This is a genomic window from Streptomyces sp. ID05-39B (assembly GCF_033794725.1).
GTDB classification, from domain to species: domain Bacteria; phylum Actinomycetota; class Actinomycetes; order Streptomycetales; family Streptomycetaceae; genus Streptomyces; species Streptomyces bobili.
In genome coordinates this window covers 1-12,987 of the sequence record NZ_JARGEF010000230.1, presented here as the reverse complement: position 1 = coordinate 12,987, position 12,987 = coordinate 1, and the positions used below count along the sequence as shown (strand labels likewise).

Sequence of the window (12,987 nt, the reverse complement as noted above, 5' to 3'; positions counted from 1 at the left end):
AACCAACAGGACCCTCGACAAGTCCCATCGTTGCAGGTCAGGAGTACTCTCCGCTTATTTGATCAAGCCTCGGACGCCCCACCTCGTGAAAGCGCGAGGTTAAGACGGGTTCGCCCGCTGAGGCTGAGGCAACAGACGTGGCTACGGCTCGACGGGCACAGCGTGACGCCCGCGCAGAAGCACAGATGACCGTCAGCGAGGAGGTCATCGGTGCCGAAGGCCAGGTCAACGTGCAGCTCACTGTTGCCTATAGGCGCCTGAAGCGAGTTCAGCAGGAGGCCGATGCCAGCCTTCGCGAGCCTCTCCTGGAAGAGGTCATCAGACTCCTGGACGAGATCATCCCGATGTTGTCGCGCGCGAGAGTGATCATGCGGATGGAGCTGGGAGTCATCGATGAGCCGCCACCCTGGTACTAGCCCGAACCGAGCGGTTACTCAGGTGCGAATGCCGCAGTCCTCCGTCGTCCGCCGTTAGTGGCTGTTGTCGTTCCGAATCTGAGGTCGGTGTTTGCGCTGGTCAGGCATAGGGCCGGTGATTCGGTGGGAGTGGTGGCGTGTTGTGTCGTCGCTCCCCGGGAGGTTATGGATGCCGTCGGTCGTCGGACTGCTGGAACAGCACGAGCTCGCCGCTCGCCGTCGGGTCGACGGGTTGCGTGAGGAAGCCGATCGCATCCAGGCCGAACTGGCCGCGGCCGAGCAGGAATGGCAGGAGTGGGTGATCGCCCGCAGGCGAGTGGGCACGGTCCTGGCTCCGGACGGCGGCAGCGTTGCTGACGAGGAGGCCGCACCCGGCCCACGGGACGCGGACGCGCGCTCGGTGCCCGGCCAGGCGGCGAAGGTGAAATCGCAGGTGCCGGTGTGGCGTGAGGGACTGGCCTGGTCGGTGCTGTCGGTGGACTATCAGCGCATCCTTCAGGCCCTCGCGGACCGGCATCGGCTCCATCAAGGGCCGCTGACCTGCCAGGAGATGGCCGCGACGTTCGGCATGGACGTGGTGCCGGCGAAGGTGCTGGCGCTGCGGTCGAAGGCAAAACGTCTGGTCGCGCGGGGCTGGCTGGTCGAGCGGCAGCCGGGCCGGTTCACCCTGGCCCAAAGCCCGGCCGGGCAAGGCGGCGCGTCATGAGCAGGGTCATCGACCAGTAGACCATCGCCTCGGCGCTGGTGGTGCGGCGTTCGAAGTCGCGTGCCAGGCGGCGGGTGCGCATCAGGTGGGCGAAGAACCGCTCGACGATCCACCGCTTGGGCAGCACCACGAACCCCTTCTGGTCGTCGCTGCGCTTGACGATCGCCAGGACCAGCGCGAGCGTGGCCAGGCAGCGCTCGACGAGGCCGCCGGTGTAGCCGCCATCGGCCCAGACCAGCTCCAACTGGTGGTGTGCATCGGCGACTTGCCGCAGCAGGACCTGCGCGGCGGCGCGATCACCGGTGTCCGCGGCGGTAACCATCACACCCAGCAGCAGGCCGAGCGTGTCGACCACGACATGCCGCTTGCGCCCATTGACCAGCTTCCCGCCGTCGAAGCCACGGCTGTCCGCACCGACGACGGCGTCCGCCTTGACCGACTGCGAGTCGATCACACCCGCACTCGGCTCCGCGTCGCGGCCCAGCTTCTCGCGGACTTTCGACCGGAGCCGGTCGTGGAACTCCCTGACCAGGGCGTGATCGCGCCAGCGGCGGAAAAACGCGTAGACCCGGTCCCATGGCGGGAAGTCCACCGGCATAGCCCGCCACTTGATGCCATTGTCGACGAGGTAGCGGATCGCATCGAGTATCGCCCGGTGGCAGTACGCCTCCGGCTGCCCTCCCCGGCCGCGCATCCAGCCCGGCACCGGCAGCAGCGGCCGGACCACGGCCCACTCCGCGTCCGTCATGTCCGAGGGATATCGCCGAACACGTTCCGGGTGATCGGCCGCGTTTCCGAACCGGTGAGCGACACAATCACACGACGGTGCAGCCGAGTTGAACTCCACCGGCGCGAGCACGTACAACTGCGGCAACAGGGTCTCCTGGATCTCGGTTGGCTTCGCAACCCCGAGCTACCAAGAGGCCCTGCCTTCATGCCCGTGACCAGCCGCGGTCACCCGATCGAGACTCCCGTTCGACGCACACCCCTCAAGATCGGAACGACAACAGCCACTAAGACGGATCCAGCACACGCGTCGAGAGGAGGCAGAGGCGTCCCACACAGCGGCCCGCCAGGACGGGCCGGCACGGTCGCAGGCAGAAGTCGCTCGACCGCAGCGCCTCGTGGGGCTTGGCGCCCGAACCACCAGAGGGGCGTCAGATATCTGGTGCCACTGCGGCGTGCAGCGCGCGGACGCCGTTCGTGCGCGGGTTCTGGCAAGGCCGTCGTCGATCAGGCCGTCCGCACGCGGTCGCTCAGAGCGTGAGCACTGGTCGCGTGGAGAAGTCTTCGTACATGTCCTCTCCCTCCGGTCCGTACACGAACTCGGCCATGCCGGGGCTACGGTTGGCGGTCGCCAGGGGAAGCCAGGCCAGCAGATGGCCGTAGCCGCCGCACACCGACTCGCCCCCGTCGCCGCCGTGGACCCCGGTGACATCGCTGGTCAGCTCGGTGCGGTAGGTGTCGTAGGCGATGTGCAGGCCGAAGGCGTTCAGCTCGTTGTGGGGACCGGTGTCGTCTCCGTAGGGGATGCGGTCGAGGGGACAAGCGTCGCCCCACCGGAACAAGGTGTCCGACCCGGCGCCGCAGGCGTGTTCCCACTCGTCGGAGCTCGGCATCCGCAGACCACGGGCAAAGAGAGCAGCCGGCATGTCGGCCGGAGGTTCGGTCAGATTCTCGTCCTCCACGGCCATGAGGACGGTGGCCAGGTGAACGCTGCGGCGAGCGCTGAGGATCCGCTCGAGGTGGGTCCGCAGATCGGGCCCATAACCGTAGCCCTGTTCCAGGCTCTCGGCGTAGTCGGCGGCCTGCTGCGCGGTTGGCTTCCAGGTGTTGAGGTCGAAGCCCAGGGACACCTGGCCTCCGGGTATCAGGGCGAACTCCTGCCCATCCCGCTCGATCCGGACGCGGTGCAGCGGGGCACCGAGGTGTTCCGCGGCCTCGACGAGTGACACTCGGCCGCCCACGTGGTCAGCGGCATTCTGGGCGATCCGCCGGGCGATGACCTCGTCGAAGGTCCGCCACAGGTCAAGAGTGAGATCAGCGAGCGACATGGCCGGCAGTGTGCCAGGCGGCACTGACACCGAAGCGGAGAGACGGCCCAGTCGTGCCACCCGCCGCACGCATTGCCGGCGGCGCGGGTGCCAGCGACGAGCTCAGACGCGGTCGACCGCAGACATCCCCCGGCTCCTGTACCGCCCTGACGGGCCCCCAGCCCCCGGGCCGAGCCTGGCCGGGCAGGACAGGACGGTAACGCCTCAAGCGTTCTACGTTCCCGCCCGCCCGGGTCCGACAGGCCGTCTTCATCACGAAGGCACCGGCCCCGGGCGGAAGGGAATCATGATGAAGAGCATCGAGGACGGCCTCTACGCCCATGACCGAGTCGGCGGCGGGCCGCTCGCCGAGGCAGCCCTGCGCCGCGCGCGCGAAGCCGGCCGACGCCTTCACCGGCTTCAGCAGCCCTGTCGTTCCTCTACCTGGACATGGTCCGCGTCGTTCAGGACGACACCGGCGTGTGCGCACAGATCCAGGTTGGCGAGCACCACACCGACCTGGTCTACCTCCCCACCGCCGCCCTGTCGTGCCTGGTGCTGGGCCCGGGGGTGTCCATCACCACCCCCGCCCTGACCACCCTGGCCCGCCACGGCACCAGCGTGGTGTGCACCGGAGCGGGAGGCGTCCGCGCCTACGCCGGCATCCTGCCCGACTCTCTGACCACCCACTGGCTCGAACAACAGGTCACCGCCTGGGCCGATCCCACCCGCCGCCTCGACATCGCCACCCGCATGTACGGCATGCGCTTCGACGCCACCGAACTCCCCACCACCGTCACCCGGGAACAACTGCGCGGCATGGAGGGCCAGCGCATGAAAGCCCTCTACAAGATCCTCGCCCAGCAACACGGCATCGGCCGCTTCCGCCGCACCTACCACCCCGACCAGTGGCACGCCCAAGACCCCGTCAACCTCGCTCTGTCCGCCGCCAACACCTGCCTGTACGGCATCGTCCACGCAGCCCTGCTCGCCCTCGGCCTGTCACCCGCACTCGGCTTCGTCCACGCCGGCACCCAACACGCCTTCGTCTACGACATCGCCGACCTCTACAAAGCAGAAACCACCCTGCCCCTCGCCTTCGCCCTGCATCAGTCCGCCAACCCCGAACAAGAAGCCCGCCACCACCGCCGTCCCCGACCACCTGCGCGGCGCCCTGAGCCGGTGGACCAGCGAAGTCGTCCCCGGCATCTTCGTCGGATCCGTCTCCGCCCGCGTACGCGATCACCTCTGGCAAGCCGTCACCGAAACCGTCGGCACCGGAGCAGCCGTCCTCATCCACCCAGCAGCCACCGAACAGGGCTACGCCATCCGCACCGCAGGAACCCGCCGCCGCGTCCCCGAAGACTTCGACGGCCTCACCCTCGTCCGCATGACAGCCATGACTCCGGTAAAGGAGGAGCAAAGCCCCTCATAACCTGCAGGTCACGAAGTGTCCTCCCCGCCGACGCGGGGGTGCTCCGCTGGCCCAGGACCCAAATGGAGTGGCCGCCATGTCCTCCCCGCCGACGCGGGGGTGCTCCGGCACCCGACCCGCGCGTGCGCCTGGCCGCCGAGTCCTCCCCGCCGACGCGGGGGTGCTCCGTACCCGACTGCGATGCCCACGGCGAGCGTGGAGTCCTCCTCGCCGACAACCTCTTCGAGGCTCCAGGAAGGAGGAGGCCAGTGGCGGGGAACAAGTCAGTCCCGGAGAGGACGCGTGTCCGACCAGGTGGCGCAGTCGATCAAGAGCCTTCTCCGCGCTGCGCAAGTACCGGGCCAGAGCGGTCATGTATGTGAGGCGGGCGGTCAACACGCCAAGCCTCAATCACCCACATAGACGCGCCGCGCACTCCTTGTAGCGGTTGATGAGAAGCAGGGCGGAGCATACGACGAGACAGGTCAGGCCTGCGTACATCAGAGGTACGACCCAGAACCACACCTCTTGGGTGCTGTGGCCGCTGGTCCAGTGACAGGTGATGGACGGGGGGAAGCTGTCCACACTCACGGAGGTCAGGTTGTAGTCCCGCCCAGCGCCGTCGCCGGTCCTGTCCGCGCACACGTCAAGCGGGTTCGTGAATGCGAGCCCGTAGAGGGTTCCGGCCCCATAAGCGGTGATCGCTGCCGCAAGCCCGGTCACGCCCCAGCGGGCCGGCTGTGAAGGCTTCCTCCTGGTCACCCACCATGCATATGGGAATGCCCCAACGGCAAAGAGGAGGATGGTGATGGCGGGTGGGCCGAAGACCGTGAAGAGAGACACCATGCACCCGAACGTTACTTCGTGTGGAAGAAGCGTTGCTGGATGGCCCGGTACCCAGCCCGTCGAGTACTTTCCGTGGCCTCTTCTGGCGCCAAGAGGCATTTACCTACTTCAAGACCCACCCGTGCGGGTGGTGCGGTCGCGGCTATGGGCCGCATGAAGACGGGGGCAGCCAAGCCGGCAGGCAGCGCAGGAACGCGGGAGATGTCAGTGCCTGCTTCTAGGATCCACCGAATACGCACCGGTTCACGGAAGGTTCCTCGCATGCCCATCACCGCGCCCGACTACTCCCGGTACTTCACCGACGGGACCTCCTTTGCTTGCGGACGCGACCTGACCGGGACACTGTCCGTGGTGCGCGTGGGCGAGCTCACTCTGGCTACGGGCCAGGTGGTGGCGTGCGACCCGTTCGTCTACCTGGGCAGTGGGGACGTAGAACCATTCACCGTCGCGGTGGAGCCCGGCCATTACGCCGTGGACGCTGCCGTCGCCACGCTGGCTCGTCCAGGCGCGGAGTCGGGGCCCCATCCGCACACTCGCGTCGCGGCCGTCCGGCTGGTGATACGTGACGTGGAGGTGGCCGGGTGGGAGCTTGCGCTGCTGCCCGGGCAGGATCCGGCGGAACTGGGTGACGCGCAGTACTTCGGCTACGGCGTGGACGCGGGTACCGGCTGTTTCTACGACGCCTCGGCCGAGAACGCTTTTCCGGGGACGCAGGACGAGGAAGGGGCGGTGTGGGCGGCCATGGAGTCCGTCGGGCACGGACCCGACGTCTTCATGGCCCAGGGCGAGGGCGGCCACAACCTCGCCGGGTTCACGTCCGGGTGGGGCGACGGCGCATATCCGACCTGGATCGGCCGCGCGGCGGACGGCAACGTCGCCTGCTTCCTCACCGACTTCTTCGTCATACCCCACTCGGCCGAGGCCGACGCGCCGTCTTCGTAGCCCGCGAGGGCGGCGAAGGCAGCGCCGCCTGACGGCGCCGGCAGGTCGCCTGGATGTTTTTCGCCCTCTTCGGCTCGCTGCTCCTGCTCACCCTCTACCTCCAGACCCAACTCCATCTCACCCCCGCCCAGACCGGACTGCTGCTGCCGCTGGCTGCGGCTCTGGGTGCGGGGGCAGGCAGCTTAGCTGCTGATCGCACCACGCTGGGGCGACAGGCTTCCCGTCGCCACGGGGATGCTGCTGGTCGCGTCCGGGTTCGGATTCCTGGCCCTGGCCGAGCCCGCCTCCCGATACGGTCCCGCGCTCGGCTACCAGCTGGTCGCCGGCTTCGGCGCAGGGCTCGCGGCCGCACCCGCCACCGAGGCTGTCCTGGGAGCGGTGCCCGGCGAACGGGCCGGCACCGGGGCCGCCCCCAACGACCTGGTCCGCGAGGTCGGCGGAGCCCTCGGCATCGCCGTCCTCGGCTCCCTCCTCGCCGCACACCACACACAACCCGGCACCCCGCCAGGCACCTTTGCCGCATTCCACACCGGCAGGCCCCACCGTCGTCCTTCCGGACGTGTCCTCGGTGACGTTCATGAACGGCCTGCACGCCGCTTCCTGGGCCGCCGCGGCGGCAGCCATGTCCGCTGCGTTCATCGCCGCCGTCTGGCGACCCCGTCATGCCGGCCCCCGGCATCCTGCCGGGCCTGCTTGCGCACCGCAGCGGGAGAGTGAAAAACGATGAACGGGGCCGAGGAACTTTCGCCGCTGACCGAGCTCCTTGGCTCTGGCAGTCGCTGAGGGTGAGGGACCACGTCCTGCTCCGGTTCCCGATGGAGGACAGGCGGATCAGACGGTTCGTCAGCCGCCGGTGCTGGAGCGCGCCAGAGCCCGGCCGCCGACGCGCGGCAGCAAACTGTCTGATTTCCTTTGAGGCGCCAGCCCCGAACAGACCACGCCTCCGCCCGACTGGTGCCCGTCGGAATGTCCGACCCGGACCGTGGGGAACTGGAGCGCGTTGCCCAGGAGCTCCATGACGAAGCGACGTCGCCGAGCCCCGAGCCGGGCCGGACGCGGCAGTTCGCGACCCAGGCCAAGACCCTGCTGGTGGAAGCCGGAGCGACGGCGGCCGCCCAGGTCGGCATTCAGATGGCCGAGAACGCTCTGGGCACGCTCGTGTAGAACGCCTCACGCCACAGGATGGGAGCCCCGGGAGATCAGTCATGGTGCCCAGGGCTCCGGCTGTGACAGCCCGCTACCTCGTTCAGCAGTACGGCCGCCCTCGGGTACGCGACGGGCCAACGGCGCCTGAAGGTGCCCCGGACGAGGACATAGGGAGTCACGCAGAAGGCGCCGACGTTGCAGGCGACGAGCATGGTGAGGAACAGCCAGTACGTGAAGCCGTGGCCGTCGGAAGCGGCGGCGAGGGAGCCGTAGGTGAGACTGACGAGGATGCCGGTGAGGGCGAGTCCAGCAGCCCAACCCAGGGAGGCACTCATGCCGTAGCCGAGACCGATGAAGGACCAGAACAGGGCGGGACCGGCAACGATTGCAGAACGTGGGGTGGAGCCGTGTCGTGTCTGGCTACGCTCGGTGGATGCCGTCGTTTGCGGGTGATCCGCGTCATGAGCGTCTTGTTGCCGTCCTGGTGCCGTTGTTGCGTCGGTCGTGTCCGCCGGGAGGCGGCGGGTTCGCAGGGTCGTACGAGCTCCGGCTCGGTGTCGATGAGGCGGAGGAGCTGGGTGGGGTCGATCTGATTCGCTCGGCGATGCGTAAAGCCGGCCGTTCTCTGGGGTGGACGAAGCTTCAGACGTTTGGTGGTTCCTTCCCGCAGGTTGCCGTGGCGGGTGTGGTGGATCGACGGGAGATTCCAGAGGAGTGAACCGTTCCGGGTTCGGTAGAGATCTCAGATGTTGGTTGTGACCTGGGCTTTCGTGGTGCTCAGGTAGTGGTTGGCTTCGTATTCGGCGGGCGGGATGTGCCCTATCTCACCGTGCAGTCGACTGTGGTTGTACCAGTCGGTCCATTCGGCAGTGGCCAGCTCGACCTGGGCGAGGGATCGCCAGGGCCGCTGCGGCTTGATCACCTCGGTTTTGAAGAGGCCGATCGTGGACTCCATCAGCGCGTTGTCGTACGCGTCGCCGACCGAGCCGACCGAGCCGATCGAGGCGGCGATGCCGGCCTTCTCCAAGTGCTCGGCCAGCGTGAAGGATGTATATTGCGAGCCCGCGTCCGAGTGATGGACCAACTCGCCCGGCAGGGGCGGGTGTTGGTCGCGGTCGCGTTGCCACAGTCCCATGTCCAGGGCGTCCAGGACGAGCCGGGTCTGCTTCGTGGTCGAGGCGGACCAGCCGACGATCCGGCGGGAGAAGGTGTCCACGACGAAGGCGACGTAGACGACGCCGGAGAACGTGGCGACGTGGGTGAAGTCGGCGACCCAGCAGCGGTTCGGCGCGCTGGCGACGAAGTCGCGATCGACCAGGTCCGGCGCCCTTGGCGAGGAGGGGTCCGGCATCGTGGTGATCACTCTCCTGCCGCGGACGGCGCCGGTGATGCCGAGCTCGCGCATGAGGCGTTCGACGGTGCAGCGGGCCACGGTCTGGCCCTGGCGGTTCAGGTGCCGCCAGATCTTCCTCGCGCCGTAGACACGGTAGTTGGCGTCGTATGCCTCCCGGATCAGGATCTTCAGCTCGGTGTCGCGAACGGTGCGGGCCGCCGGGGCGGCCTGGCGTTTGTGGTGTGCGTAGTAGGTGGACGGGGCGATCTTGCAGTCGTGGTCGGTCAGAACACGGCAGATCGGCTCGACTCCGCCGAAGCGGTCCCGGTGCTCGTCGATGAACGCTACGAGCGTGTGTGTGGCCGGTCGAGCTCGGCCGCGAAGAAACTCGCCGCCGCCTTCAGGATCTCGTTCGCCCGCTTCAGCTCGGCGATCTCCTTCTTCATCGCCTTGACCTGCGCGGACTCCTCCGTCGTCGTCCCCGGCCGGGTGCCGGCATCGATCTCGTCCTGACGGACCCACTTGCGCAGCGTCTCGGTAGTGCCGATGCCGAGTTTCGCGGCGACCGCTTTCATCGCGGCCCACTCGGTGTCGTAGTCGGGCCGCACCTCGGCGACCATCCGCACCGCACGACGGCGTAGCTCAAGCGGGTACGGGGAAGGACGTGCCATGACTCGATCCTCTCAAACGATCGAGTCCCTACCGAACCCGGAACGATTCAGTTGGTTGTGCCATTGGATAAATTGGTTTTGCGGGTCTCCGGTGTATGACCAGGGGGTGGTGGTGGGGCGGTTGCCGAGCATGCGGAAGACGAAGGCGGCGTCGTGGGTGCGGTTGGCGTGGATGAGTGCGTGGGCGAGGAGGTTGAGGTCGGGGACGTCTTGGGCGCGTTCGATGGTGCGGTGCGCGATCCATCGTTCGAGGGTGATGTTGAGGTCGGGGGTGAGTGCGTCGTGGGTCCAGTGGTAGGAGAGTCCGAGTGAGGTTCGTCCTTGGGTGCGGATGAGTTGGCGGTAGTGCTCGGCGCGGGCGGCCTGGGCGAGGACGGGGAGCGGGGATCCCAGTGGGGCCCAGGCTGCGGTGTCGCGGGCGAAGTTGTACATGAGGCCGTGGGAGCCGTGCCAGCGGGCGGAGAGGTGGCGTAGTAGTTGGTGGTGTCCTTCGCGGGAGTAGGGGTCGCGGGCGCGTAGTTCGTGCCACCAGTGCCAGGTGTGGGGGTGTCCTCCGCCGTAGAGGCGTGCGAGGGTGAGCAGGGAGATCCAGGGCATGGGGTCTGCGGGGAACGCAGTGCTTGCCTGGAAGCAGAAGTCGGCGGCGTGATGCAGGCGTCTGCGGTCGAAGACATCCTGTGCTGTCGGCGGGAGCGCGCGGGGATCTTCTTGTGAGAGGGCGAAGAAGAGCCGCATGACTTCGGTGTCTGCGCGCAGTGCGAGGGCGTCGGCGTTGTGTGGTTCGGCGATCTGCCAGGTCTCGCTGATGCGGCAGGTGGCGGCGGTTTCGGCGAGGATTCTGATGCGGTGGGTGCGGCGGTCCCAGTCGGTCCCGGTGGCCTTCAGCAGGTCGCGTGGGCCTTGCCAGCGTCCGATCAGCAGGTCCTGCAGGGTTTGGGCGAGTGGGCGGTCGCCGAAGGTGGGGTCGTACCGCAGTGTTTGAAGCCGCCGGGAGCGTTTGGGGTTCGGTGGTGTCATCGTGGTGGCGGTGTGTCAGAGGTCGCTGACGCGACCGTCGTGATGGTGGTGCGGGGCGGCGGTGAGGTCGCTGTATCGCGAGGCCACTGTCTCTGCGGTGGACGCGTCCAGGCGGGCCTGTCGGGGGGCGTAGTACTCGCTGTCGGCGACCATGTACCAGGAGAGGGGGAAGATCCCGAGGGCGAGGGAGCCGATGCCGATCATCAGGACAGTGGCGTCGAGGCTGAGGATCGACTGGTAGAGGACCCACAGCATGAACAGGGCGCCGGACAGCGGCCACAGCCCGATGAAGACGGCGTTGGCGACCGACTTGAGGAGGAGTTTGCGGTAGGCGACGACGACGGAGATGCCGGCGAGGGAGTAGTAGAAGCAGATCTGCAGCCCTATCGCGCTGAACGCGTCGGCAAGGACGGTACTGACCGGGCCCAGCGCGCTGGAGGCGAAGAGCAGGATCAGGGCGACCACGGTGACTGCGGCGACGGCGACCCAGGGGGTCTGCCAGCGGCGGTGGGTGAGCCCGAAGGCAGCGGGGAGGGTGCGGTCGCGGCCCATCGCGAAGAGGGTGCGGGTGACCTGGATCAGCGTCGTCTCCAGGGTGGCGATCGTGGACAGCATCACCGCGATCACCATGGCCTTGCCTCCCCACCCCGGCCACAGCGCATCACCGAGGTCGGCCAGTATCGTGTCGCTGTGCTTCTGGATGTGGGACTGGGTCATGACCAGATTGACTGCGATGGTGACGATTTCGAAGAGGGCGAGAACACTGACCACGCCGAGGAGCCCGCCCAGCCCTGAGGTGCGACGGCTGTTGCTGGTCTCTTCACTGAGGTTCGCGGTGACGTCCCAGCCCCAGAAGTAGAAGGCCGCGATGAGCGCGACCCCGGCGAAACCCTCGGGACCGCGGAGACTGGTGACATCGAACAGCCACCACCAGGAGAAAACTCCCGTCCCGGCCCCGCGGACGAGGACGGCACCTGCGATCACCAGCAGGACCGTCACCTCAATCCCGGTCATCAGCCACTGTGCGCGGGCCGTGATCCGGGCACCCTTCACCACCAGACCTGCCATGAGCAGGAACCACAACGCCCCCACGACAGCAGCCATCGTCCCGTTCTGCGCCCAGCGGTCGGAGAACAGCGACAGGGTGTAGGACCCGGCCGGCAGAGCGCCCGCCACCATGAACAGAGTCGCGGACACCACCAGTGCCCAGCCGCTCAGAAACCCCAGCCCGGGGTGGAGAGCGCGGCCCACCCACGAATAGCTGGCCCCGGCATTGACATCCAGACGCCCCAGATACTTGAACGCCAGCACAATCCCCATCATCGGCAGCGCACACCACAACAGAGCGGCGGGACTGGCCAGTCCCGCCGCTGCGGCCAGCACCGCTGTCGTCGCCGCAAGCGTGTATGCGGGTGCACTGCCCGCGATCGCCATCACCACCGCATCTGCAGCCCCCAAAACATTCGCACTCAGCCCGTTCCTCCCCTGGGGCGGGGCGCCTTGCTGGATATGCCTGCTCATCGCTCTTGCTCCAAGATGTGTGTCGCCGGGCACTTGACGCGAGGAGTGCAGTTACGAGGCGCGACAATCGACATAAGAAGTCCTAACAGAAGCTGTTGGTCACCTGACTTTAGGTGTGGGTGGTCGTTGGTTTGCTTGTGGGAAGGCGACAGTCGCGGCCATGGATCGTGTCGTATGAACTGTGGTCGCTGATTGAGCTGTTGTTGCCGGAGCCGGGTCCCAAGTTGGTGGAGGACAGGCCGCAGGTGCCGGACCGGCAGGCGTTGTGCGGGGTCCTGTTTGTGCTGCACGCCGGCATCCAGTGGGAGTACCTGCCGCAGGAACTGGGCTTCGGTTCCGGCATGACGTGCTGGCGGCGCCTGGCCGGGTGGAATGAAGCCGGGGTGTGGGACGAACTGCACCTGTTCTGTTGAAGAAGCTGCGATTGGCAAAGAAGCTGGACTGGTCGCGGGCGGTGATCGACTCCTCCCACGTGCGGGCTGTCCGCAGGGGCCCCAAAGCGGGCCCAGCCCGGTCGGCAGAGCACGGCCGGGCAGCAAGCACCACGTCCTCACCGACGGCCAGGCATCCCGCTCGCGGTGTCGCTGACCGGCGGAAACCGCAACGACGTCACCCTGACAAGTACCGCCGCCTGCTTGGGCCCGCGGCATCCGTCCGGTCATCGCCGAAGGAGGCCTGCCACACGGCTCTGGCCGGGGCATCTTCCGCTACGTGGACGAGCGCCCCATCGCCTGGCTGCAGGCTTCCGCGACTGCGGGTCCGCTGGGAACGACGCGACGACATCCACGAAGCATTCCTCGGCCTCGCCACCTGCCTGATCACCTACCGCCACGTCCAACTTGTTAGCCTCGCGCTTTCACGAGGTGGGGCGTCCGAGGCTTGATCAAATAAGCGGAGAGTGCTCCTGACCTGCAACGATGGGACTTGTCGAGGGTCCTGTTG

Annotated in this window: 14 protein-coding genes, 2 pseudogenes and 1 CRISPR repeat array; of the genes and pseudogenes, 9 read left to right on the top strand and 7 right to left on the bottom strand. The window is 67.6% G+C overall.

The annotated features are described in order from the left end of the window. The first annotated feature begins 185 nt into the window (after positions 1–185). A complete protein-coding gene (locus P1P75_RS33235; protein ID WP_319262571.1) occupies positions 186–416 on the top strand; it encodes a hypothetical protein in 231 nt (76 codons plus the stop codon). Positions 417–585: 169 nt separating this feature from the next. Next, positions 586–1,122, top strand: coding sequence for a hypothetical protein (locus P1P75_RS33230; RefSeq protein WP_319262569.1), 537 nt, complete (start codon positions 586–588; stop codon positions 1,120–1,122). On the opposite strand, the gene P1P75_RS33225 is transcribed toward P1P75_RS33230, so the two are convergent. Together P1P75_RS33225 and P1P75_RS33220 are read right to left on the bottom strand one after the other, a co-directional pair. Further along, on the bottom strand, positions 1,079–1,870 hold the full coding sequence (locus tag P1P75_RS33225) for an IS5 family transposase (RefSeq protein WP_319262568.1): 792 nt from the start codon (positions 1,868–1,870) through the stop codon (positions 1,079–1,081). The genes P1P75_RS33230 and P1P75_RS33225 overlap by 44 nt on opposite strands. Before the next feature lie 508 nt (positions 1,871–2,378). Further along, positions 2,379–3,176, bottom strand: coding sequence for a hypothetical protein (locus P1P75_RS33220; RefSeq protein WP_319262566.1), 798 nt, complete (start codon positions 3,174–3,176; stop codon positions 2,379–2,381). A gap of 429 nt (positions 3,177–3,605) precedes the next feature. Here P1P75_RS33220 and cas1e point away from each other — a divergent pair. Both cas1e and cas2e read left to right on the top strand, forming a co-directional pair. Continuing rightward, positions 3,606–4,295 (top strand): annotated as a pseudogene (cas1e, locus tag P1P75_RS33215) (type I-E CRISPR-associated endonuclease Cas1e); the annotation flags it as partial. Further along, complete coding sequence (cas2e, locus tag P1P75_RS33210) at positions 4,264–4,590, top strand: type I-E CRISPR-associated endoribonuclease Cas2e (protein ID WP_319262572.1); 327 nt, start codon at positions 4,264–4,266, stop codon at positions 4,588–4,590. The pseudogene cas1e and the gene cas2e, both read left to right, overlap by 32 nt. A gap of 16 nt (positions 4,591–4,606) precedes the next feature. Continuing rightward, positions 4,607–4,758: direct repeats of the CRISPR family, unit length 29 nt; unit sequence GTCCTCCCCGCCGACGCGGGGGTGCTCCG. 222 nt (positions 4,759–4,980) lie between these two features. Here cas2e and P1P75_RS33205 read toward each other — a convergent pair. Beyond that, on the bottom strand, positions 4,981–5,160 hold the full coding sequence (locus tag P1P75_RS33205; protein ID WP_319262564.1) for a hypothetical protein: 180 nt from the start codon (positions 5,158–5,160) through the stop codon (positions 4,981–4,983). A 516-nt stretch (positions 5,161–5,676) separates the two neighbouring features. Here P1P75_RS33205 and P1P75_RS33200 point away from each other — a divergent pair. The 3 genes from P1P75_RS33200 to P1P75_RS33190 all read left to right on the top strand — a co-directional run bounded on the left by P1P75_RS33200 (position 5,677) and on the right by P1P75_RS33190 (position 7,521). Then, positions 5,677–6,357 carry a DUF4241 domain-containing protein gene (locus P1P75_RS33200; RefSeq protein ID WP_319262563.1) on the top strand — a complete coding sequence of 227 codons (681 nt, stop codon included), beginning with the start codon at positions 5,677–5,679 and terminating at the stop codon, positions 6,355–6,357. 234 nt (positions 6,358–6,591) lie between these two features. Continuing rightward, positions 6,592–7,074, top strand: a complete 483-nt coding sequence (locus tag P1P75_RS33195; RefSeq protein ID WP_319262561.1) for a hypothetical protein — start codon at positions 6,592–6,594, stop codon at positions 7,072–7,074. Positions 7,075–7,323: 249 nt separating this feature from the next. Next, the gene (locus P1P75_RS33190) at positions 7,324–7,521 is read left to right on the top strand and encodes a hypothetical protein (protein ID WP_319262559.1); all 198 of its coding nucleotides are present in this window, start codon (positions 7,324–7,326) and stop codon (positions 7,519–7,521) included. 35 nt (positions 7,522–7,556) lie between these two features. Here P1P75_RS33190 and P1P75_RS33185 read toward each other — a convergent pair whose 3' ends face one another. Then, positions 7,557–7,838, bottom strand: coding sequence for a hypothetical protein (locus P1P75_RS33185; protein WP_319262557.1), 282 nt, complete (start codon positions 7,836–7,838; stop codon positions 7,557–7,559). Positions 7,839–7,936: 98 nt separating this feature from the next. Between P1P75_RS33185 and P1P75_RS33180 the strand changes: the two genes are divergently transcribed. Beyond that, positions 7,937–8,221, top strand: coding sequence for a hypothetical protein (locus P1P75_RS33180; RefSeq protein WP_319262555.1), 285 nt, complete (start codon positions 7,937–7,939; stop codon positions 8,219–8,221). Between the two features lie 24 nt (positions 8,222–8,245). Here the strand turns inward: P1P75_RS33180 and P1P75_RS33175 are convergent. The 3 genes from P1P75_RS33175 to P1P75_RS33165 all read right to left on the bottom strand — a co-directional run bounded on the left by P1P75_RS33175 (position 8,246) and on the right by P1P75_RS33165 (position 11,958). Next, a protein-coding gene (locus P1P75_RS33175) for an IS3 family transposase (RefSeq protein WP_319262553.1) occupies positions 8,246–9,507 on the bottom strand; the annotation gives its coding sequence in 2 pieces (ribosomal slippage) (positions 8,246–9,225 and positions 9,225–9,507; 1,263 coding nt in all). Positions 9,508–9,519: 12 nt separating this feature from the next. Next, on the bottom strand, positions 9,520–10,524 hold the full coding sequence (locus P1P75_RS33170) for a hypothetical protein (protein WP_319262552.1): 1,005 nt from the start codon (positions 10,522–10,524) through the stop codon (positions 9,520–9,522). Between the two features lie 15 nt (positions 10,525–10,539). Next, complete coding sequence (locus P1P75_RS33165) at positions 10,540–11,958, bottom strand: APC family permease (protein WP_319262550.1); 1,419 nt, start codon at positions 11,956–11,958, stop codon at positions 10,540–10,542. Between the two features lie 224 nt (positions 11,959–12,182). Here P1P75_RS33165 and P1P75_RS33160 point away from each other — a divergent pair. Further along, a pseudogene (locus P1P75_RS33160) lies at positions 12,183–12,928 on the top strand (IS5 family transposase). The last annotated feature ends 59 nt before the right edge of the window (positions 12,929–12,987 follow it).

Bases quoted from the DNA above. Each gene is read 5' to 3' on its own strand.
- P1P75_RS33235 (WP_319262571.1), top strand. From the start codon at position 186: ATGACCGTCAGCGAGGAGGTCATCGGTGCCGAAGGCCAGGTCAACGTG.
- P1P75_RS33230 (WP_319262569.1), top strand. From the start codon at position 586: ATGCCGTCGGTCGTCGGACTGCTGGAACAGCACGAGCTCGCCGCTCGC.
- P1P75_RS33225 (WP_319262568.1), bottom strand. From the start codon at position 1,870: ATGACGGACGCGGAGTGGGCCGTGGTCCGGCCGCTGCTGCCGGTGCCG.
- P1P75_RS33220 (WP_319262566.1), bottom strand. From the start codon at position 3,176: ATGTCGCTCGCTGATCTCACTCTTGACCTGTGGCGGACCTTCGACGAG.
- P1P75_RS33200 (WP_319262563.1), top strand. From the start codon at position 5,677: ATGCCCATCACCGCGCCCGACTACTCCCGGTACTTCACCGACGGGACC.
- P1P75_RS33195 (WP_319262561.1), top strand. From the start codon at position 6,592: ATGCTGCTGGTCGCGTCCGGGTTCGGATTCCTGGCCCTGGCCGAGCCC.
- P1P75_RS33190 (WP_319262559.1), top strand. From the start codon at position 7,324: ATGTCCGACCCGGACCGTGGGGAACTGGAGCGCGTTGCCCAGGAGCTC.
- P1P75_RS33185 (WP_319262557.1), bottom strand. From the start codon at position 7,838: ATGAGTGCCTCCCTGGGTTGGGCTGCTGGACTCGCCCTCACCGGCATC.
- P1P75_RS33180 (WP_319262555.1), top strand. From the start codon at position 7,937: ATGCCGTCGTTTGCGGGTGATCCGCGTCATGAGCGTCTTGTTGCCGTC.
- P1P75_RS33170 (WP_319262552.1), bottom strand. From the start codon at position 10,524: ATGACACCACCGAACCCCAAACGCTCCCGGCGGCTTCAAACACTGCGG.
- P1P75_RS33165 (WP_319262550.1), bottom strand. From the start codon at position 11,958: ATGGCGATCGCGGGCAGTGCACCCGCATACACGCTTGCGGCGACGACA.